Origin of the sequence: Vibrio pomeroyi, from assembly GCA_041879425.1 — a bacterium.
In the GTDB taxonomy this organism is placed as follows: Bacteria; Pseudomonadota; Gammaproteobacteria; order Enterobacterales; family Vibrionaceae; genus Vibrio; species Vibrio pomeroyi_A.
Genome location: CP090854.1, coordinates 2,389,369 through 2,411,143, shown reverse-complemented (window position 1 = coordinate 2,411,143; position 21,775 = coordinate 2,389,369). Strand labels below are relative to the sequence as shown.

General features: G+C 45.8%; 14 protein-coding genes. 6 read left to right on the top strand and 8 right to left on the bottom strand.

Annotated features, from left to right (window positions below; all coding sequences use genetic code 11):
* Nucleotides 1–301: 301 nt before the first annotated feature.
* Nucleotides 302–949 (bottom strand): molecular chaperone TorD, encoded by a 648-nt coding sequence (torD, locus tag L0992_10525; GenBank protein XGB66155.1) that lies wholly within the window; start codon nt 947–949, stop codon nt 302–304.
* A gap of 286 nt (nt 950–1,235) precedes the next feature.
* On the opposite strand from torD, the gene torR reads away from it, so the two are divergent.
* Nucleotides 1,236–1,949 (top strand): two-component system response regulator TorR, encoded by a 714-nt coding sequence (gene torR, locus L0992_10520; GenBank protein ID XGB66154.1) that lies wholly within the window; start codon nt 1,236–1,238, stop codon nt 1,947–1,949.
* Between the two features lie 185 nt (nt 1,950–2,134).
* Here torR and elyC read toward each other — a convergent pair whose 3' ends face one another.
* Nucleotides 2,135–2,983 carry an envelope biogenesis factor ElyC gene (gene elyC / locus L0992_10515; GenBank protein XGB66153.1) on the bottom strand — a complete coding sequence of 283 codons (849 nt, stop codon included), beginning with the start codon at nt 2,981–2,983 and terminating at the stop codon, nt 2,135–2,137.
* Between the two features lie 115 nt (nt 2,984–3,098).
* On the opposite strand from elyC, the gene cmoM reads away from it, so the two are divergent.
* The 5 genes from cmoM to fdhF all read left to right on the top strand — a co-directional run bounded on the left by cmoM (nt 3,099) and on the right by fdhF (nt 15,143).
* Nucleotides 3,099–3,884, top strand: a complete 786-nt coding sequence (gene cmoM, locus L0992_10510) for a tRNA uridine 5-oxyacetic acid(34) methyltransferase CmoM (GenBank protein ID XGB66152.1) — start codon at nt 3,099–3,101, stop codon at nt 3,882–3,884.
* Nucleotides 3,885–4,009: 125 nt separating this feature from the next.
* On the top strand, nt 4,010–5,347 hold the full coding sequence (mukF, locus tag L0992_10505; protein ID XGB66151.1) for a chromosome partition protein MukF: 1,338 nt from the start codon (nt 4,010–4,012) through the stop codon (nt 5,345–5,347).
* Nucleotides 5,328–6,134, top strand: a complete 807-nt coding sequence (gene mukE, locus L0992_10500; GenBank protein ID XGB66150.1) for a chromosome partition protein MukE — start codon at nt 5,328–5,330, stop codon at nt 6,132–6,134. The genes mukF and mukE overlap by 20 nt, the downstream gene beginning before the upstream one ends.
* On the top strand, nt 6,131–10,591 hold the full coding sequence (mukB, locus tag L0992_10495) for a chromosome partition protein MukB (GenBank protein XGB66149.1): 4,461 nt from the start codon (nt 6,131–6,133) through the stop codon (nt 10,589–10,591). The genes mukE and mukB overlap by 4 nt, the downstream gene beginning before the upstream one ends.
* A gap of 322 nt (nt 10,592–10,913) precedes the next feature.
* The gene (fdhF, locus tag L0992_10490) at nt 10,914–15,143 is read left to right on the top strand and encodes a formate dehydrogenase subunit alpha (GenBank protein ID XGB66148.1); all 4,230 of its coding nucleotides are present in this window, start codon (nt 10,914–10,916) and stop codon (nt 15,141–15,143) included.
* Nucleotides 15,144–15,253: 110 nt separating this feature from the next.
* Here the strand turns inward: fdhF and L0992_10485 are convergent, their stop codons facing one another.
* From L0992_10485 to L0992_10460, 6 genes are all read right to left on the bottom strand, one after another.
* Complete coding sequence (locus tag L0992_10485; protein XGB66147.1) at nt 15,254–16,234, bottom strand: alpha-L-glutamate ligase-like protein; 981 nt, start codon at nt 16,232–16,234, stop codon at nt 15,254–15,256.
* A 3-nt stretch (nt 16,235–16,237) separates the two neighbouring features.
* Nucleotides 16,238–17,743: an inactive transglutaminase family protein gene (locus L0992_10480; GenBank protein ID XGB66146.1), complete on the bottom strand. Its 1,506-nt coding sequence runs from the start codon at nt 17,741–17,743 to the stop codon at nt 16,238–16,240.
* A gap of 17 nt (nt 17,744–17,760) precedes the next feature.
* Nucleotides 17,761–18,501, bottom strand: coding sequence for an ATP-dependent zinc protease (locus L0992_10475; protein XGB66145.1), 741 nt, complete (start codon nt 18,499–18,501; stop codon nt 17,761–17,763).
* Nucleotides 18,502–18,783: 282 nt separating this feature from the next.
* Nucleotides 18,784–19,761 carry a tRNA 5-methoxyuridine(34)/uridine 5-oxyacetic acid(34) synthase CmoB gene (gene cmoB, locus L0992_10470; protein XGB66144.1) on the bottom strand — a complete coding sequence of 326 codons (978 nt, stop codon included), beginning with the start codon at nt 19,759–19,761 and terminating at the stop codon, nt 18,784–18,786.
* Between the two features lie 238 nt (nt 19,762–19,999).
* Nucleotides 20,000–20,728: a carboxy-S-adenosyl-L-methionine synthase CmoA gene (gene cmoA, locus L0992_10465; GenBank protein ID XGB66143.1), complete on the bottom strand. Its 729-nt coding sequence runs from the start codon at nt 20,726–20,728 to the stop codon at nt 20,000–20,002.
* 139 nt (nt 20,729–20,867) lie between these two features.
* Complete coding sequence (locus L0992_10460; protein ID XGB66142.1) at nt 20,868–21,773, bottom strand: DUF72 domain-containing protein; 906 nt, start codon at nt 21,771–21,773, stop codon at nt 20,868–20,870.
* Nucleotides 21,774–21,775 lie beyond the last annotated feature (2 nt).

Genomic DNA, 21,775 nt, shown 5'->3' with positions numbered 1-21,775 from the left:
TAGAAGCTACTTTCCCAAAGTACGGAATGAAGTAGCCGTTAAGCTACCTAACTAAGAGCTTAAATTTGTAGGGCTCTTTGGGTACTAAAGTGCTAAAAAACAAAAAACCGCTATGAGCGGCTTGTCTTAACACCGAAATGCTCTGAACTTTAATAAGCATAGCATTTCGTGAATGTTTCATATTTTATCGTTTGCGGTCACAATTTTAGACTGACTAGAAATTACTCGCAATAAAATTCACCCAGAAATCCGGGTGAATTGTCACATTCTACTGAATTTATTTACTTAGTCGCCCAATAAGCTATTCACCAGCTAAATATTGAGTGTCCAACTGACAGAATGCGAGTAGCAGAGATGAGACTGAAGCGTAGAAACCGAATTCATCAACGTCATGACATTTAACGTTGAATTTTGGTACCCAAGTTAGGAGTTGTTGCTCGATAAACTGTTGTTGAACAGCAAATGATTTCTCTAGCTCTTCTTCAAGATCTGTTTCGTTAGAGCGAATGATCAAGTTACCAAGGAAGTCGAGTTCGATAGCAATGTGGTCCGCTGGCTCTTTCAGGTCTTGGTTAACCACTAAGTTGTGTTTAGCCATGATATCTTCCATCTCTTTTGCTGGCTTATCATTCAAAAGGCCAGTTTCGCCGATGTACATAGAAGCGTATGGAAGGGCGCCGTGCTTATCTGTCTTTAAGAAAAGGTCACAAAAGTCAGCAGACAGTTCCAGCTGAGCGTCTTCACGTGTTTGCAGACGGTTTAGCGCGTCAACTAAGCTATCAATCGATGGCTTTAGTGTTTCATTTTCACCTAAACCAGTTAGGAAAGAACGAATCTCAACAGAGTGGTAGTGATCGAGTTCTTCTTGAGTGAGCTCTTTGGCGAATAAGCTTGATAGCCACCAGTAGATTTCTGCTCTTTGCTCGTTGAACGCTTTCGTATCTTTCATTTCTTGGATCCTGATTTAGTCTTGCGGCGTTTGTATACTCAATATCGTCAAGTGATTTGGGATATAAACACCAAGGCTGAATAACAAGGTTATTTGCGAAACGCAAAGTTACTCGTTAGTAGTAATGCCTATATTGAATTGCGATGGGCGATAAATAGCAAGGTTTAAGATTGTCTTGTATCAAAAAAGATTCATCTTTCTGGCTTTTATCTTCTGTAACACTAGAATTGTTACTAGTTATGAATAGAATAGTTACTGAAACTATTAAATAAGAAAAGTGGTGTAGATGAGCTATCACGTATTAGTCGTAGAAGATGATGTGGTAACCCGCAGTAAACTGGTTGGATACTTCCAGAACGAAGGTTACACAGTGAGCGAAGCAGAAAGCGGCGCTCAAATGAGAAACGTGTTAGATGAAAACAACGTTGACCTCATTATGCTGGACATCAACTTACCAGGCGAAGATGGATTGATGCTAACTCGCGAATTACGCAGTCAATCAGACATTGGAATTATTTTAGTTACTGGACGCACGGATAGCATCGACAAAATCGTTGGCCTTGAAATGGGCGCAGACGATTACGTTACTAAACCTTTCGAACTTCGCGAGTTATTGGTTCGAGTTAAAAACCTACTTTGGCGTATTTCTGCCGCTCGTAAAACGGCAGCAGGCGCGGTAGAAGAAACATCAGACGAGTCTGTGGTTCGTTTCGGTGAGTGGACATTTGATATCCCTCGTCGTGCGCTAAGCAAAAACGGCGAGCCTGTGAAGCTGACTAAAGCTGAATATGAACTGTTAGTGGCTTTGTCTTCTTACCCTAACCAAGTATTAAGTCGCGAACGTATTCTCAATATGATCAGCCACCGAGTGGACGCGCCGAATGACCGTACGATCGATGTACTGATTCGTCGCATGCGTGCAAAAATGGAATTCGACCCTAAGAACCCACAAATCTTTGTGACGGTTCACGGTGAAGGTTACATGTTCGCTGGTGACTAATATTCTTTGTGAACTTCTAGTTAGCAACGACATATGAACGAAAAAGCCGAGACATCAATGATGTCTCGGCTTTTTTATTGCTTAGTTGTTGTCGTTATCGAATTGACAGCATACGAATTGTTTTACGATTCTGCCTGCCAATAGGCTGAGTTAAACATAAGACAGAGAGAAACATCAGGTTGAGTCTACTGCGCTGCAGAAACTTCACCGTCTTCCTCAATCAAGCTCGAAGGCTCAGGAACAGCAATTGGCTCTTCCGAAAGATCGTTACTGGTGTCTAGCCAGTCACGTAGGCTTTGCCAAACCAATCCCATGGTCTCGTGCCAGTAACGCTCTGTCTGCTCTAGATAGATCGCTTTAGGCATGTACTTATTCCAAGGTTGCAAAACCCCGTTCTGAGCGAGGTAGTTGGTTGGCGCTGGTAATGGTTTCATGCCAGCAGCATGGAATTCATTCAATGCGCGAGTCATATGGCTCGCAGATGTTACCAATACCATCTTTTTGTTTTTAACAAACGCGGCAGCTTGGCGAGCTTCTTCCCAAGTGTCTTTTGCTGTTTCAAGCAAAATGATGTCTGGTTTTGCTACGCCAAGGGCTAGTGCAACCTTAGCCATCATTCTTGCATTACTTACTTCAGTAGCTCCGCCATAGCCAGACAAAATAAGTTTGGCACCAGGGTAAAGACGTAGAATACGAATCCCTTCACTCAAACGCATCAAACCCGTGCGACTCAGTTCTGATGTTGGTGGGATCTGGTCGTCTACGACGTGACCACTTCCGAGAACCATAACGTAATCGACGGTTTCATCGACAGGTAAAAAAGCGGTGTGTTGCCTTTCCATTGGCATTAAAAGTTGGCTAGAAACTGGCTGGAAAGCGATTAGGAAAATACCACAGAGGGCTGAAAGGGTAATTAGGCAACCAGTCTTCCTTTTGGTAGTAAACATCACTAGGGCTAAGCCCAGAAAAGCGAGAATTAACATTGCTGGCAGTGGCATCAATAGTGAAGACACTACTTTTTTCAGCTCAAACATATCCGAATAGTCCGAAAAAACATCACTTAGTAGTAAAAAGAGACATCGCCTCTTTATTCCTGAAATTCCTGTGACAGAATAGCAGGCACGATAGGACATAATAACTCAAGTAGCCGTGACTGAAGACCGTAATTTCGACGATATTGCCCACAAATTTGCAAAAAATATTTACGGCTCTGACAAAGGAGAGATCCGTCAGATCATCGTATGGGAAGATTTAGAACAAGCTTTGAGCAAATTTGAGCATTCAGCGTCACCGCTGCATGTGCTTGATGCCGGAGGTGGTCTTGCACAGATGTCGCAGAAAATCGCCGCGCTTGGACATAAGGTTTCTTTGTGCGACCTCTCTTCTGAGATGCTTAAGCTTGCCGAAGAAAGTATCAACGAAGCGGGTTTGTTAGAGCAGTATCGATTTATCCATTCTCCAGTGCAAAAGGTGTCAGAACACCTCGATGAGAAAGTCGATGTTGTGATGTTTCATGCCGTAATGGAATGGCTGGCTGACCCGAAAGAGGCGCTTGATTTATTGCTTGAACAAGTCAAACCGGGTGGCGTTGCCTCGATAATGTTTTACAACCACCACGGATTAGTCCTGAAAAATGTGATTTGTGGCAACATTCCTCATGTATTGAATGGGATGCCACATCGAAAACGGTTTAAGCTGCAACCACAAAAAGGCTTGAAGCCAGAAGAAGTTTACCAATGGATAGAAGACGCTGGTCTAGAAATCTGTGGTAAATCAGGCATTCGCTCGTTCAGTGACTACATAGGTAATATGGAGTACATGGGCGATTACCAATTTGAAGATGTATTGGAACTAGAAAAACAGCTATGTCGCCAAGAGCCATATCTGTCGCTAGGCCGTTATATTCACGTTTGGGCTCAAAAACCTGCGCAATAACAGCGGTGAATGTGGTAAAAGAAGCCACAACATGCGCTATGCAATCGTAAGAAGCCCGCGTCATAAAGAAATAGGCGTCATATCTAACATGTTCGATATGACGAAGAACAGTAACAGGAACCACAATGAGTGAAATGACTCAAACTGCCGAAGAGCAGCCAATTGATGAGTTGGTGGGCTGGGTCAAGCAGCATGATTTTTCATTAAACTTGCCGCCAGAGCGCTTAGCATTTTTGATTGCTATCGCAGTACTAAGTAATGAAAGGTTCGATGAAGAGTTGGGCGAAGGTGAACTGCACGATGCATTTACCATTGTCACTCGACTGTTTGAAGATACAGGCGAAGCGTCTGCGTTTCGTGCCAACAACGCCATCAATGAGTTGGTTAAACAGAAGCTAATTAGCCGCTTTACTAGCGAAATCACCGATGGTGCGAGCATTTACCGTTTGTCGCCATTAGCGATTGGTATCTCAGATTATTACTTACGTCACCGTCAGTTCTCAAAACTAAAATTGTCTATCCAGCTTTCTATGGTTGCAGACGAGATGGCTAAAGCCATTGAAGCTGCGCAGAAGGGCGGAACTCCAGGACATTGGAGAAAGAACGTTTACGGCGTGCTCAAGTATTCTGTTGGTGAAATTTTCGATCAGATTGATCTTAACCAACGTGTGATGGATGAGCAGCAGCAAACCGTTAAGCAGCAAATTGCCGACCTTTTAAACAAGGATTGGCGAGAGGCGATCAACAACTGTGAAACCTTGTTATCAGAAACCTCGTCCACGCTAAAAGAGTTGCAAGACACCTTGCAAGCGGCGGGTGATGAACTGCAAACACAGATCCTCGATATTCAAGAAATTGTTTACGGTGACGATGAACTCGAGTTCGTTGGCGAAACCCTGTTCGGCTTGCAGATGAAGCTCGACCGAATCACCAGTTGGGGTCAGCAAGCGATCGATTTGTGGATCGGCTACGACCGCCACGTTCACAAGTTTATCCGTACCGCGATTGATATGGATAAAAACCGTGCCTTTAGCCAACGCTTGCGTCAGTCGGTTACCGACTACTTTGATGCGCCTTGGTTATTGACCTACGCCGATGCCGAAAAGCTCACCGATTTGCGTGATGAAGCCTTGGTACTTCGTGATGACGAAGTAATGGGTCAAGCACCAATCGACGTAGAATACGAAGAATTTGAGCAAGTGAATGATCTGCTTTCAGACCGAATTGCAGAGATGTTAAAAGCTCACAAACAGCAAGGTGCGCCAATTGATCTTGGCCTTGTGCTTCGCGATTACCTCGCAGCACACCCTCGCACACACCATTTTGATTTAGCCAGAATTGTTGTCGACCAAGCCGTGCGCTTAGGTTACTCAGAGTCTGACTATCAGGCTATTCAGCCAGATTGGCAGGCAATCAACGATTTCGGTGCAAAGGTACAAGCAAATGTCATTAACAAGTACTGATGATTACATGCCAGAGAAACTGGTAAAAGCGATAGCGAACCCACTGTTCCCTGCGCTAGACAGCATGCTGCGTTCAGGAAAGCATATTTCAACAGAAGACTTAGATAACCACGCGTTACTTTCAGATTTTGAAGTTGAGCTTCAGCATTTCTACCAACGTTACAACACCGAGCTCGTGAAAGCGCCAGAAGGCTTCTTTTACCTACGTCCGCGTTCTACATCGCTAATCGGTCGTAGTGTTTTGTCTGAACTAGACATGCTTGTTGGTAAGGTACTGTGTTTCCTGTACCTAAGCCCAGAGCGTCTAGCACACGAAGGTATCTTTACTAACCAAGAGCTGTTTGATGAGTTGATGTCGTTAGCAGATGAGAAAAAACTCATGAAGCTAGCAACCAACCGTGCGTCGGGTTCTGATTTAGATAAAGAAAAGCTGTTTGAAAAAGTACGTACTTCTCTACGTCGCTTACGCCGTATCGGCATGCTGATTGCGATTGGCGAGACGGGCAAGTTCCGTATCAGCGAAGCAGTATTTCGTTTTGGTGCTGACGTACGTGTTGGCGATGACATGAAAGAAGCTCAACTGCGTCTTATCCGTGATGGTGAAGCTGTGGTGCATACGCAAGAGCCTAACCAAGGCAGCTTGTTGAATGAAGAACAAGCGGAAGCCGCATCAGAAGTTGATGCAGGCGTAGACGAAAACGGTCAACAAGACATTTTTAACGATCAAGCTGACTTTGACCTTGAGTCAAACGACGGCGAACAAACAAAAGTAGAAGGTGAAGCATGATTGAAAGAGGTAAGTATCAATCATTAACCATGGTCAACTGGAACGGCTTCTTCGCGCGTACTTTTGATATTGATGGATTGGTTACAACGCTTTCTGGCGGTAACGGTGCAGGTAAGTCGACCACAATGGCGGCATTCATCACAGCACTTATCCCAGACCAAAGCCTTCTGCATTTCCGTAATACAACGGAAGCAGGCAGCTCGCAGTCATCTCGTGATAAAGGTCTTTACGGTAAGCTTCAACCTGGCGCATGTTATGCCGCGCTAGATGTGGTGAACTCTCGTAATCAACGCCTACTGTTTGCAGTAAAACTGCAGCAAGTTGCGGGTCGTGATAAGAAAGTAGACATCAAGCCGTTCGTTATCCAAGGCCTTCCAAGCCACGTGAAACCAACGGATGTATTGATTCAAAACGTTTCAGACAGCCACGCTCGTGTATGTCAGTTGAACGATGTGAAAGCAGCTGTTGCACAGTACGAAGGCGCTCACTTTAAAGCGTTCTCTTCGATTGTTGATTACCACTCACAGATGTTTGAGTACGGTGTGGTACCGAAGAAGCTGCGTAACAGCAGCGACCGTTCTAAGTTCTACCGTCTGATTGAAGCATCACTTTACGGTGGTATCTCAAGTGCGATTACACGTTCTCTGCGTGATTACCTTCTACCGCAAAATGGTGGTGTGAAGAAAGCATTCCAAGATATGGAATCGGCACTGCGCGAGAACCGCATGACGCTAGAAGCGATCAAGACAACTCAGTCGGATCGTGACTTGTTCAAACACTTGATCACTGAATCTACGAATTACGTGGCTGCGGACTACATGCGCCATGCTAACGATCGTCGTAACAAGTTAGATCAAACCATGAAGTTCCGTGGTGAACTGTTTGGTTCTCGCGAAACCTTACTTGATCAAAACAACCTGTTGAATCGTGTTCAAGAAGAGCTCGAACTGCTGGTGGATCAAGAGTCAGCGCTAGAACAAGACTACCAAGCGGCTTCGGATCATCTTCAATTGGTTCAAACTGCACTTCGCCAGCAAGAGAAAATTGCTCGTTACAGCGAAGATCTAGAAGAGCTTAATGAGCGTCTAGAAGAGCAGATGATGGTAGTGGAAGAAGCTCAAGAGCGAGTTCTTCTGGCAGAAGAGCAGGCAACTATCACTGAAGAAGAAGTGGATAGCCTAAAAACTCAGCTTGCTGATTACCAACAAGCGTTGGATGTTCAGCAGACTCGTGCTCTTCAATACCAGCAAGCCGTGCAAGCATTAGAGAAAACCAAGCAGTTGCTAGGTGATGACTCTATTACTGCAGAAAGCGCGTTAACCTTGGTTTCTGAGCTAAAAGCACAAGAAGAATCAAGCACGCAGACGCTACTGTCAACTAAGCACAAGCTAGACATGTCTTCTGCAGCTTCTGCACAGTTCGACAAAGCACTGTCTTTGGTTAAGAGCATCGTTGGTGACGTTGAACGTAAAGAAGCGTCTCACAGCGCTAAGCAAGCTCTAGAAAAAGGTCGTAACGCTAAACATGTTGTAGAGAACGAACAGCAATGGCGTGCTCAGCACCGCGACATGGCTCGTGATGTAGCGCAGCAGCGTCAAGCAAAAGAGCTGGCGACTGAATACCAAAAGCAACACAACATCTCACTGACTGACGAAGCGGTTTTCGACGAAGAGCGCGAACGTCATGCAATGCAGATCGAAACGCTTGAGTATGCTCAAGAAGAGCTGCGTGAAGCGAAAAGTGAACAACGTCGTGTGCAACAAAACCACGACCAAGAGATTCAAAAGCTTGAGTCTATTGCACCTGTTTGGATCACAGCAAACGATGCGCTTGAAGCATTAAGAGATCAAACCGAAGCTGAGCTAGAAGATAGCCAAGCGGTAATGACTCAAATGCAACAAGTTCTTGAAGACGAGAAATCTCAAGCGGTTGCTAAAGATCAACTGGCAACGCGCCGAGCTGAACTTGAGCAAGAAATTGAGCGTCTAGCCTCTCCAGGTGGTTCGAACGATCCTCGTCTGAAAGGCCTAGCAGACACTCTGGGTGGCGTGTTGCTTTCTGAGATCTACGACGACATCACGATTGGCGATGCGCCTTACTTCAGTGCGATGTACGGCCCGGCTCGTCACGCGATTGTGGTTTCTGATCTTGATGGCATCAAAGAGAAGCTGATTGATCTTGATGATTGTCCAGAAGACCTTTACATCCTAGAAGGTGATGTAGACGCGTTTGATGACAGCTCATTCAACGCCGATGAGTTAGAAGGCGCAGTGTGCGTTCAACTGAACGATCGCCAAATGCGTTACTCTCGTTTCCCTGAGATCCCACTGTTTGGTCGCGCAGCTCGTGAACAACGCCTTGAGAAACTGCGCGAAGAGCGTGATGTTGTCGTTGAGAACCACGCGAAAGCAGCATTTGACTCTCAAAAACTGAATCGCCTATACCAAGCATTCAACAGCTTTGTTGCGAAGCACCTGCACGTTGCGTTCAACGCTGATCCAGAACAGGCGTTAGCGTCTATTCGCGACAAGCGTAACCAAATTGTTCGTTCTCTGGCAGAACTAGATTCTAAAGAGCAACAACAACGCAGTCAGCTTCTACAAAGCAAGCAAGCGCTTGGTGCGTTAGACAAACTGGCACCTATGGTTCGTATTCTTGAAGACGAAACATTAGCTGAGCGTCTTGCTGAATTAGAAGCACAACTAGAGCGTTTAAGCGAAGCTAAGTCTTACTTGAACACTCATGGCAAAGCGCTGACTTCATTAGAGCAAATCGTTTCTGCACTCGATGCTGACCCAGAGCAATTTGAAGCTTTGGAAGCGGAGTACCGTCAGGCAGACAACGCACTGCAAACGCTAAAAGGCAAAGTGTTCGCACTGTCTGACCTGATTGAGCGTCGTCACTACTTTGCTTACGCAGACTCTGTTGACCTGCTTAACAAGAGCAGCGAACTGAGCGAGCAGTTGAAAGCGAAACTGGTTCAAGCGGAACAAGCAAGAGCGAAAGGTCGTGATGGCCTGAAACAAGCTCGTGAACAGATGAACCAGTACAACCAAGTATTGGCAGCACTGAAGAGCTCGCACCAAGCGAAGCAAGAGACGGTTCAAGAGTTCAAGCAAGAGCTTCAAGAGTTCGGTGTAAATGCTGATGAAGGCGCTGAAGAACGCGCTGTACGTCGTCGTGACGAGCTTCAAGAGCGTCTACACACTTCTCGTAGCCGTAAGAGTGAATACGAGCGTACGATTACTTCAACTGAACTTGAGATGAAAGCGTTAGCTAAGCGTCTTAAGAAAGTACAGAAAGAGTACACAGAGCTTCGTACCTTCGTGGTTGCGGCGAAAGCAGGTTGGTGTTCAGTACTGCGTTTAGCTCGTGAGAATGACGTTGAACGTCGTCTACACAAGCGTGAGCTGGCTTACCTAACGGCTGGTGAACTTCGCTCAATGTCGGATAAATCACTGGGTGCACTGCGTCTGGCTGTGGCTGACAACGAAGACCTACGCGATTCGCTGCGCCTATCGGAAGATAACGTGCATCCAGAACGTAAGGTTCTGTTCTACATAGCGGTTTACCAGCACCTTCGTGAGCGTATTCGCCAAGACATCATTCATACGGATGATCCGGTTGAAGCAATCGAAGAGATGGAAGTTGAACTGGCTCGACTAACCGAAGAACTGACGCAGCGTGAAAACCGCCTAGCGATCAGCTCTGAGTCGGTAGCAAGCATCATTAAGAAGACGATTCAGCGTGAGCAGAACCGTATTCGTATGCTGAACCAAGGCTTGTCGAACATCTACTTTGGTCAGGTTAAAGGCGTACGTCTGAATGTTAAGATCCGTGAAAGCCACGAAATCTTGCTATCGGGCCTAGCGACTCAACAAGAGCAGCACAAAGACTTGTTCGAGACGACCCGTTTCACCTTCTCTGAAGCAATGGCGAAATTGTTCCAACGTGTGAACCCACACATCGACATGGGTCAACGTTCTCCTCAAGTTCTAGGTGAAGAGCTACTGGATTACCGTAACTACCTAGAGCTCAGTGTTGAAGTTAACCGTGGCTCTGATGGTTGGTTACAAGCGGAATCGGGTGCACTGTCTACGGGTGAGGCGATCGGTACTGGTCAATCTATCCTATTGATGGTTGTTCAGAGCTGGGAAGAAGAGTCTCGTCGACTTCGTAGCAAAGACATCGTTCCATGTCGCTTGTTGTTCCTTGATGAAGCAGCACGTCTGGATGCGAAGTCTATCTCTACACTGTTTGAACTGTGTGACCGTCTAGGCATGCAACTTCTGATTGCAGCTCCTGAGAACATCAGCCCAGAGAAAGGCACAACCTACAAACTGGTACGTAAGGTCTTCAAAGATCATGAACATGTACACGTTGTTGGTCTGCGAGGTTTTGCTCAAAACAAACCTGCATCGCCAGTGCAAGAGCTGATTGAAGAAGCTGAGCAGTAAGCTTTAAGCCGATTTATCAATTCAAAGCCCCTATTCACTTTATATACAGTGGTAGGGGCTTTTTAATATCTGAAACCTAATCTCCCTGATTACACCTGCCTTCCTAAAATAGTCTTTATCTTCAACTTAATGTTTTCCATATACAGATAAGACCACTCATACCTTGTGGTTATTATCAATGGAACTTGTTTGAGGTCACACGCACAAAACCATAATTAATGTATGGTAATTACATAGATTAAATAATATTAATAATATTGTATTACTTTATTTTTAATTGTTGATAACTCGCAGTGTGCGAAAGGTAAAGGTAGGACAGGCTATGATTCAAATCGTCATTGATGGGAAATTTCGAATCGTCGAACAAGGGCAAACCGTTCTTGAGGCGGCAAAAACATGTGGTTTAGAGATTCCATCGTTATGTGGTTTGAACAAAACAGCGGACAAGGTGCCGTGTGATTTGTGTGTGGTTGAAGTGGATGGGATGGGCGTAACACGTTCTTGTGAGCTTGAGGTAACCAATGGCTTGAACATCACCACTCAATCTAAACAGCTAACGACTCATCGACAAGATGCGCTGAATCGTATCATGGCAGACCACTACGCTGACTGTGAAGCTCCGTGCCAAACTGCTTGCCCAGCGGGAGTCGATATTCAATCTTACCTCCATCATATTGCTCAAAATGATCATACCAAAGCTATCGAAGTGATTAAGAAAACACTGCCGATGCCACTATCGATTGGTCGCGTGTGTCCGGCTTTTTGTGAAACGGAGTGTCGAAGAAACTTAGTCGATGATTCGATTGCGATTCGCCAACTTAAGCGACACGCAGCCGATGCCGATCTAGCTGCTCAAGAGAGCTACATGCCAGCGAAGAAACCCAACAAAGGTAAGAGCATTGCGATTGTCGGCAGTGGTCCTGGTGGCTTAACAGCGGGTTATTACCTCTCTAATGAGGGCTACGACGTCAGTGTTTATGAATCGATGCCTAAAGCTGGTGGTTGGTTGCGTTATGGTATCCCTGAATATCGCTTACCGAAGTCGATTCTAGATAAAGAAATCGAACTTATGTGTCGTAACGGAATGGCAGTAGAGTGCGACAAGAAGCTTGGTGTTGATTTTACCTTGTCAGATCTTAGTCGTGACTTTGATGCGGTCTGCTTAGCCGTGGGGGCGTCACAAGCCGTTGAGATGAATTATCCCGGTAGTGACCTTGGTGGCTGCTACCTAGGTGTTGATTATCTGAAAGACTATGTGACTGACCAACACTTTACTACCGGCAAAAAAGTTGCTGTGATTGGCGGTGGTAACACGGCGATTGACTGTGCTCGAACTGCAGTACGTGATGGTGCGGACACCACGTTGATTTATCGTCGTACACGAGATGAAATGCCTGCAGAAGATTATGAGATCGAAGAAGCTGAACACGAAGGTGTTAAGTTCCACTTCTTGACTAACCCGGCTGAGAATATTGCTGATGAAAATGGACATGTATCTGAGATTCGATTAGAACATATGGCGCTTGGTCCTGCAGATGCTTCTGGTCGTCGTAGTCCTAAACCAACGGGTGAGTTCTTTGTCGAAGCGTTCGATACGGTTATCGCTGCGGTGTCACAGAAACCAGATTTAAGCTTCATGGATAACGAAGAGATTGATATCCCACTAACACGTTGGAACACCGCGGACGCTGATCCGCAAACCATGCACACAGGTACGGGCAATATATTTAGTATCGGTGACTTCCGTCGTGGTCCAGCGACAGCAGTCGAAGCGGTAGGCGACGGGCGTATTGCTGCGCAAGCTATCGACAGATTCTTCAACGGTGATATGGAAAATATTCCGGCTAAACCGTTTAACTCTAGAAAGCACAAGCAGCTCAAAGCCGTTGATCCCGAGCAGTACAAGTCGATACAGCGCATGGCGCGTAAGATTATGCCTGAGCTCACTCCAGAGCAGCGAGAGCAAAGCTTTGAAGAAGTAGAAACTGGCTTTGATAATACTGACGCAATCGCTGAAGCAGCAAGATGTTTAGAGTGTGGTTGCCAAGCCAATACCGACTGCGATCTGCGTGATTACTCGACTGAATACAAGGCAACCCAAACACATCCAGAATACAAAATCGATGTCGCTTCTAATGAGAGCTGGCAAGCTATTCGCGCAGAGGAATCCAAAATTGGTTCGACAAGGCAGAAGTTTGCTGTCGATGACAGTTCTGAATTCATCATCTTTGACGCCAACCGTTGCATCAGTTGTGGTCAGTGTATCCAAGCGTGTCGTGAACAGAATGTTCATGGCGTACTAAGTTTCATGAATCAGGCTGATGGCAAGCCCGCTTCAAGACCTGAGTGTCGTCCGAATTTCGGGACGAATCAGACTTTAATGGGCGACTCTAATTGTGTTCAATGTGGTTCTTGTATTCAGGCATGTCCAACCGGTGCGATGGTGGATGCGAGAGATAGAAAACAAGGCGATACCGACGTTCTCAAGAAGGTCGATACCATCTGCACCTATTGTGGTGTGGGCTGTAAGCTGACCATGCATGTTGACGAAGCGAAGAACAAAATCCGTTATATCGAGGGCGGTGATTCTCTGGTTAACGAAGGCATGTTGTGTGTTAAGGGACGTTTCGGTTTTGACTTCGTCGCTAGTGATGCCCGCCTTACAACGCCGTTAATTCGTAAAGATGGCTGGTTACAACCTGCGAGTTGGGAAGAAGCCATTACGCTGATTGCTGATAAGTTCACGGCAATCAAACAAGGTTTTGGTAGTAATGCTTTAGCTGGTTTCTCGTCGGCTAAAACCACCAATGAAGATAACTATGCATTCCAAAAATTCATTCGTCGTGAACTTGGCACCAACAATGTCGATCACTGTGCTCGTCTTTGCCATGCTTCAACGGTAACTGGGCTTGAAGCTTCGCTAGGCAGTGGAGCGATGACCAATGATATCCCAAGCATTAAACACTCAGATGTCATCTTTATCATTGGTTCTGATACTACATCCGCGCACCCAATTATCGGCTCACACATCAAACAGGCAGTAAGGCATAACGGCGCTCGCTTGATCGTCGCGGATCCTAAGAGAATCGATATTGCCGACCATGCTGAACTTTACCTCGCACACCGACCGGGTACAGACGTGATGCTGATTAATGGCGTGATGCAGCAGATCATCAAGCACGGTTGGTATGACCAAGATTACATTGATGACCGTGTCGATGGCTTTGATACCTTGCTACAAGAGGTAATGTCACCAAGCTACTCGTTAGACAAAGTAGAGTTGGTGACTGGTGTTAAAGCGGAAGACATCTTCGCGATGGCGCGCTTGATAGGTACTGCAGAACGCACTGCGGTGTATTACTCCATGGGTATCACGCAACACACCACTGGCCATGACAACGTTCGCTCGATTGCTAACCTGCAGCTCTTGTGTGGCAACATCGGTATCGAAGGTGGTGGCATCAACCCGCTGCGTGGTCAATCGAATGTTCAAGGTGCATGCGACATGGGCGCGTTGCCAAATAACCTGCCGGGTTATCAGAAAGTCTATAACCCAATGGTTCGCCAAAAGTTTGCGATGGAGTGGGGCGTTGCTGATTTGCCTGCTGAAACAGGGTTAACGCTGACTGAAATTATTGACGGGGCGTGTAATCGAGATGTGCGTGGTTTATACGTGATGGGTGAAAACCCTGTACTAAGCGATCCGAATCAAGCACACGTTATTGAAGGGCTTGAAGCGTTAGATTTCCTTGTGGTGCAAGACATCTTCTTAACCGAAACGGCGCAGTATGCCGATGTGGTTCTACCGTCTTGCTCGTTCGCCGAGAAGTCTGGTCACTTTACCAATACCGAGCGACGCGTTCAGCGTATTAACCCTGCGGTATTGCCTCCAGGTGACGCGAAAGAGGATTGGGTGATTATCCAAATGCTTGCCAACGCAATGGGTGGTGGTTGGTGCTACGATTCGGTTGCGGACATCACCAATGAGATTGCTCGCGTCACGCCACAATATGGTGGTTTACGTTGGGAAAACATCACGGTCAACGGCGTGCAATGGCCAAGCAATAAAAACAACCCTGATGGTACACGTATTATGCACCAGACTCAGTTCACTCGCGGGCGCGGCCAAATGGAAGCGATTCCGTTTCGATATGCGGCAGAGCTGCCAGATGCAGAATACCCGTTAGTATTAACGACAGGGCGTATCCTAGAGCAGTTCCATACTGGCACTATGACACGTAAAACAAAAGGTCTGGATAACTTAGCAGGGCCACGTGCCATGGTCAGTGTGCATGATGCTGAAGCGTTAGGGATCTCGAATGGTCAGATGCTCAAAGTCTCAACACGTCGTGGCGAAATTGAAATCGCAGCGTTTGTAACCAAGCGAATGCAGAAAGGCGTGGTGTTTATTCCCTTCCATTTCGTGGAGTCGCCAGTGAACCGTTTGACGACAACGGCGACAGATCCGCATGCCAAGATCCCAGAGTTTAAGGTAGCGGCAGTGCGTATTGATCCGATTCGTGAGCCTGAAATTGAAGCTACAGAGGCTTAACCTAATCTGCTAACTTCATGGCAGATACTAAAAAGCCGCGTAACTCTCAGAGTTATGCGGCTTTTTTATTGAGCTCTATTAGGTATCAAGTGACCTAGTCAGCTAATAGCTTAGTTTGGAACAATCTCATTACCGTGAACACCGAATTGCTTAGCTGCGTATGCCACGCGCTCTGCAGGTTTCGGGTATTCAGCTGGTGTACCAAGGTTCTCAATATGGTGCAATCGAGGTAGCAGACCAGCACCGTTCGCGATTTGGATAGCCAAACCTGGACGTGCGTTAAGCTCAAGTACCATTGGGCCTTCTTCTTGGTCTAGAACCATGTCAGTACCCATGTAGCCAAGACCTGTCATTTCCCAAGCGCTTGATGCCAGTGTTAGCAGTTTTTCCCAATGCGGTACTTGAAGTAGCGCCAACTCTTTACCCGTATCTGGGTGGTGAGTGACTGGATGGTCAAACTGAACCGCACGAACGGCTTTACCTGTCGCAATACAAATACCTACACCTACAGCGCCTTGGTGCAAGTTAGCCTTGCCGTCTGAAGCCGAAGTAGATAAACGCATCATCGCCATCACAGGGTAGCCCTTGAATACGATGATTCGTACATCTGGCACACCTTCGTAACTGAAGCCATCGAAACACTCATCAAACTTGATGAGGTTTTCAACTACTGCAACATCGTTCTTACCACCAAGTGAGAAAAGACCTGCAAGAGCGTTACTGATGTGACGCTCTACGTCTTCTTCATTGATAGTCGAACCTGATGGCTTGGTATAAACGCCATCCTTGTGAGAAGTCACAACAAGGATGCCTTTACCACCACTACCTTGAGCTGGCTTGATTACGAAACCCGGCCACTCTTTTACCATCTTGTGGATTGTTTTTACTTCAGCTTGGTGACCGATAACGCCAATCAGCTTTGGCACTGTAGCGCCGGCCTGTTCAGCAATGATCTTAGTCTTAAGCTTGTCATCAACGAGTGGATACTTGGAACGATCATTGTAGCGACCAATGTAACTATGGTTGCGCTTGTTCATTCCCATTATGCCTTTGTCTTTCAACCTAAACGGTGAAGTAAACTGATCAAACATAACTTAGTCCTCCGCTAGCGGTTTAAAGCGACGAAGCTCAGTTAGACGGTAGCCTGTGTAGTTACCTAGTAGCAAGATGGTCGCTAGAATAACAAGCTGTAAACCAATAAAGTTAAACGTTAAGTGCTGAATGAACGGGTTAGTCATGCCTAAGTAAACAAGAACCGCAGTGAATAGAGAACCACCACCTTGTAGCATTACTTCTTTCGCGCCTTCTTCTTCCCATAGGATAGACATACGTTCGATAGTCCAAGATAGGATGATCATTGGGAAGAACGTAATCGATAGACCTTCAGTTAGACCGACTTTAAACGCGACCACGGTAAACACGGAGATAATCATGATTACCGTAATGATTACGGCGGATATCCTGGCTACCAGTAGCAAGTTGAGCTTGGATAAGTAACTTCGAATAATAAGACCCGTACCGACGATCAGTAGGAAGCCAACAATACCCGTTACCAGTTGTGTTTGAACAAAGGCCACCGCAATCAGAACTGGCATGAAGGTACCAGATGTTTTCAAACCGATGATGACACGCAAGAACACAACAATAAGCGCACCGATAGGGATCAGCATGATGGTTTTAAACATCGCTTGCTCTTCTAGCGGTAGGCTGTGAATCGATAGGTTTAACAGCTGATCGGCAGAGACTTTACTATTGGTTGCTTCAGTCGGTGAAACCTCTTGAGCAATCATAGAGAAGTGAACTTTACTGTTCTGACCGCCCACTACATCTAGCAGAGACACGTTTGACTCGTCCCAGATCAGTAGGTTTGGTTGAACTTGCTGTTCGCTCGATTCAGGAGAGAATAGGATCCACTCATCATTATCCCAAATCTGAATCATGTTCTGGATAGATTGACGACGACGGCCATCTTCTAGCTCGATAACACCAACCACTTTGTTGTGTATTTTCGCTGCTGAAAGTAGCTTGTGTGTCGCTTCCACTTTGGTCATGTTGTTCAGAATCAGCGCTGAGTTTTGGCTGTCTGGATCATTAAGCGTTTTGATAAGCTCACGAGTGAACGTTAGATTGTCTGCAGAACGCTTTGTCGCTCTATCAATCAGAGCAAGAGAAGCCGCTTCTTCCGGACCATCGAAGCTTGGTTGAACTACTTCACCTTCTGGTGGTGTGTCGTTCACTTTAGCTTGGTTGTCTACGAGGAATTGTGTCTTGTAGTAGATGGTTTGAGGGCCATCTGCGTAACGAATAGACCACTCAGCACGACGACCTGACTCTGTATTTAAGTAAGAAATACCGTAACCTGGTGATGAAGCCGATTCGCCGATAAGTGTGTAGTTAGACTGAGTATGAGGAGCCGCTAAGGAAACTTTTGCTTCTTTGCCTACAGCGTTGAACTCGATACGAGCTTCAACGTCCCAAACCTGTCTGGTTTCCCCTGGAGTCCAAGGTACACCGTAGGTCGTATGTCTGAACATACTCAGTGTTATACCTGCCACGATAAGCAGGAATATAGAGATATAAAATGGAATTCTTGACGTCATAGCTTACCCTACTATTGTTATTTAACTTCCGTTTGTACGTACTTTTTACTTACATCTACTAGCGCTATGTCTTTGATAAATTCGCGCCCTAGTAATACAGGGTGACTCATTTGAGAGCGATCCGCCAATGTAAATTGCGCTTTTTCATGGATTTTTCCAACTTTAACCCATAATTCAATCACAGCTCGACGTTCTGTCTGATCATTCGTTGATTGACGGATTTTTACATAACGTACAACAGGTGCTTCAATCCATTTTTGGTCTTCTGCCGCTTGTCCTTGGTCTTCTAGGTGGAACTTAACCCAGTTCTTACCATTTCGTTCGAATTCTTTGATATCGACTGCATTTAAAGAAGAGGTCGTTGCGCCAGTATCAACTCGAGCATCAAAGCTTTGTTTGATTGAGTCGATAGACACTTTTTCGATTCCGCCAAGGATAGTTGGTTGTGAGGTAGGAGCGATAGGAGCCGCTGCAACTGCCACGGGTTCTTCTTCCTCTAGCTCTTCAATGACTTTGTGTTCCATGCTCGTTAGATGAACATCTAACTGATTTGAAAGGGTGATGATTTCGTCTTCTAAGCTTTCAATGTAATCACTTTGATTACTGACTTGCAGTTCAAGATTTTGAACCTTATTTGCGATGTTTGTCTCTGAGCGGGCAATAGCATCGAGAGTTTCTTGGTGGTAGGCAGCACCGTTAGTAAGGGTACAACCAGAGAGCAAACCAACCGCCACAATAGGCGATAATCGCTTAAACATAAAAAAACCTTTGGAAATTTGAGAATAGTTCAGACTATTTAGAAGTTTAGCCCACAAAAAAGGATGCGTGAAGCATCCTATTGTAAGAGTCTGGTCATATTGAATCGCAATGTGAGCGCTACGCCAATTATTGTAATTTGAAATAGCTCACTTATTAAACATAAGTCAATTTTCGTTCAATTTACGCGCATTTTTGTGAAAGCTCATGGCGAAGCAAAAGGTGGCGTTGTAGCCACCCAAAAGCCATTACTCTGCTATCGGCTAAATAATGGCTTTCAGGCATCACATGTATGGCTTGGTCGCCACAAGAATGGCACGTCTTGGTGCTGGGTGACCTTCAACCGTTTTACTTGGGTCATTCGGGTCTAAGTAATCTGGTAGAGAGTTGTGTGTCATCCATTCTGTCGTGCGTTGTTCGCCGATTGTCGTGACATTCTCATCCACGATACGAACATCTTCAAAGCCAACCTGTTCAAGCCAGCGTTTTAGTGCGCGAGCAGAAGGGAAGAAGTACACGTTTCTCATCTGCGCGTAACGGTCAACAGGAACCAGAACTGCATTTTCATCGCCTTCAATCACTAAGGTTTCAAGCACTAATTCACCGCCAGACACCAATTGGTCTTTCAGTTGAATCAAGTGATCAAGCGGCGAACGACGATGGTATAGCACGCCCATGCTAAATACAGTGTCGTACGCTTCTAGTTTTGGTAGTTGTTCAATACCAAGAGGTAACAGGTGCGCACGTTGGTCATCGCCCATTAACTTACGGATCGCTTCAAACTGAACCAAGAAAAGGTGAGAAGGGTCGATACCTACGGTTAGACGAGCACCTTCGCCAAGCATACGCCACATGTGGTAGCCGTTACCACAGCCAACATCTAACACCGAGCGGTTCTTCAATGGAGAAATATGTGGAAGAACGCGATCCCATTTCCAGTCACTGCGCCATTCCGTATCAATATGAATGTCGTGAACCGTGTATGGGCCTTTTCTCCAAGGGTGGAAAGTCTTCAGTAAGCTTTCTAACTTTTTAAGTTCACCCGTGTGAAACGGTGTAGAGCTGCCGATCGTCACTGAGTTTTTCAGATCAATTTGGTCAGGCACACCTTGTGGAATCTTATTCAGTGCACGTAACCAACGGTCGAAATCGCCGTGTTCTGCATTTTGCCAATCCGTCAGCTGTTGAGGAAGAACGTTAAGCCACGGCTGAAGGCGAGTATCTTGGGCAATAAGTTGATAAAAATTGGCAAAATTAAACATTAGAACAAGTTCCTAAATTTTGTTACTCGATACTATCGTCATCCTCGAGCGCGAGTCGACGAGTGCATCGGGGATCTATAAATAGATGCTAGAGTGTTTTGTTAATGAGCGCTTTCTGAGTCGCTCGACACTCATAAAAATACTAGTGATTACGGTAAAGCAAAAAAGAGAGACTCCCTATCACGTTCGTTCCTCACAGTAGGGAATGACGGGTATCCTTCAGTATCACTTAGCTAGACTATTTAATGGCGAACATCGAACCAAAGTTGAAACACTGAAACCATACTTCGCTGCTAGAGAAGCCAATTTTATTAAAGCGTTCTCTGTGCACAGGGATAGAGTCAGGGCGCATCACGTTTTCGATCGCGCTACGCTTTTGGCTCACTTCTAATTCGCTGTATCCGTTAGCACGTTTGAAATCATGGTGCAGGTCGATAAGCAGTTCATTTGAGCTTTCGTCTTCGAATACGTATTTTTCTGACAGGATTAAGATGCCGCCTGGGCGTAAGCCTGCGTGAATTTTCTCAAGCAAAGCGTATCGGTCGTCTGGAGACAAGAATTGCAGCGTAAAGTTAAGCACCACAACGGAAGCGTCTTTGATTTCTACTTCACGAATATCAGCTTCGATCACTTCTACCGGCGTGTCGCTACGGTAAGCGTTAACGTGCAATTTGCAGCGCTCAACCATCGCTTCTGAATTGTCGATCGCGAAAATTGTGCAGCCTTCTTGTTGGATGTGACGACGCATGGAAAGCGTTGCGGCACCAAGAGAACAACCAAGGTCGTAAATATTTGAATGCGGCTTGACGAAGCGCTCTGCCAGCATGCCGATTGCGGAGATGATGTTGCTATAGCCAGGCACCGAGCGTTGAATCATATCCGGAAATACTTCAGCAACCCTTGCATCAAAGGTGAAGTCTCCAATTTTATCAATAGGAGCGGAAAAGATATTGTCTGTGTTGCTCATGGCATTCTCTCTCGACAGTCAGCGTAATTGGCACAAAATTCGTACCAAATAAAAGGGGACGTATTTTACGTAAAAAAAGGACTGCTGTCACGAAAACTGAGATTACTGCTGAGGATTACGACCTGATGTACAAGAAGACTTAAAACATCGAGATTTGATGGTTGCCTTTCTGAGCTGGAAATTGAGCAAGATCGGGCAATGATAATGACGTATTTTCAGACACTTGCTTTTGCAATAGTTCGTAAATAGCCATCGCGAGTTCAGGTGCATGGTTATTGTCTGGGGTGTGAATCATTAGATACGGTTGTTTGCATTCACTAAGCCAGTTTGGGATTTTGCTAAACCAAGGCTTAAAAAACTCGATGTTCGGCTCTTGGTCTGGGTGGCCAATAAAGCGAATCATCGGGTTGTTGGCAGTCGCTATGGCATGAACGGGCACGCGTGGCTTTTTCTGGTGCGCATCGATCACCGCTTCTGTGGTTGGCGGCGCGGAAAAAACGGGGCGGCTATCCATAATAATGCGATTGATACCTTCTTCAACGAGCCACTGATTAAAGCGTTTTTCAGCATCACCTTTGTCAAAGAAACCTAAGTGGCGGACTTCAACACCCAGCCGCATGTCTTTCGGAAATAATTTGCAAAACTTTTTCAGGGCAGGGAGCATGCTCGGCTCAAAGCTGTGTGGTAGCTGAATCGTCCATTGACCAATGCGATCATGCAGGGGTGACATGGTCATTAAGAACTCTTTGAGTTCGGCTTGGCAGTGTCTCAGTTGTTGCTGGTGGGTGATGAATTTGGGTAGCTTAAAAGTGAACCTGAAATCATCGTGACTGGCGGCTTTCCAATTATGAACGGTAGACATACTTGGTGTCGCGTAAAAGGTCGTGTTGCCTTCAACGGTATGAAAAACTTGGGTGTATTTTTCTAGGCGTTCCGCAGGCTTTGTTCCCTTACCATAGAACTGACTTTGCCACTCAGAGTGAGACCACATGGTTAATCCAAGTCTTAAAGGTAAAGTTTCTGTTGTTATTACACGATCATCCATCT

Bases quoted from the DNA above. Each gene is read 5' to 3' on its own strand.
- mukB (XGB66149.1), top strand. From the start codon at position 6,131: ATGATTGAAAGAGGTAAGTATCAATCATTAACCATGGTCAACTGGAAC.
- torD (XGB66155.1), bottom strand. From the start codon at position 949: ATGAAAGATACGAAAGCGTTCAACGAGCAAAGAGCAGAAATCTACTGG.
- cmoB (XGB66144.1), bottom strand. From the start codon at position 19,761: ATGTTTAATTTTGCCAATTTTTATCAACTTATTGCCCAAGATACTCGC.
- mukE (XGB66150.1), top strand. From the start codon at position 5,328: ATGTCATTAACAAGTACTGATGATTACATGCCAGAGAAACTGGTAAAA.
- L0992_10480 (XGB66146.1), bottom strand. From the start codon at position 17,743: ATGACGTCAAGAATTCCATTTTATATCTCTATATTCCTGCTTATCGTG.
- torR (XGB66154.1), top strand. From the start codon at position 1,236: ATGAGCTATCACGTATTAGTCGTAGAAGATGATGTGGTAACCCGCAGT.
- mukF (XGB66151.1), top strand. From the start codon at position 4,010: ATGAGTGAAATGACTCAAACTGCCGAAGAGCAGCCAATTGATGAGTTG.
- L0992_10475 (XGB66145.1), bottom strand. From the start codon at position 18,501: ATGTTTAAGCGATTATCGCCTATTGTGGCGGTTGGTTTGCTCTCTGGT.
- L0992_10460 (XGB66142.1), bottom strand. From the start codon at position 21,773: ATGGATGATCGTGTAATAACAACAGAAACTTTACCTTTAAGACTTGGA.
- elyC (XGB66153.1), bottom strand. From the start codon at position 2,983: ATGTTTGAGCTGAAAAAAGTAGTGTCTTCACTATTGATGCCACTGCCA.
- fdhF (XGB66148.1), top strand. From the start codon at position 10,914: ATGATTCAAATCGTCATTGATGGGAAATTTCGAATCGTCGAACAAGGG.
- L0992_10485 (XGB66147.1), bottom strand. From the start codon at position 16,234: ATGTTTGATCAGTTTACTTCACCGTTTAGGTTGAAAGACAAAGGCATA.
- cmoA (XGB66143.1), bottom strand. From the start codon at position 20,728: ATGAGCAACACAGACAATATCTTTTCCGCTCCTATTGATAAAATTGGA.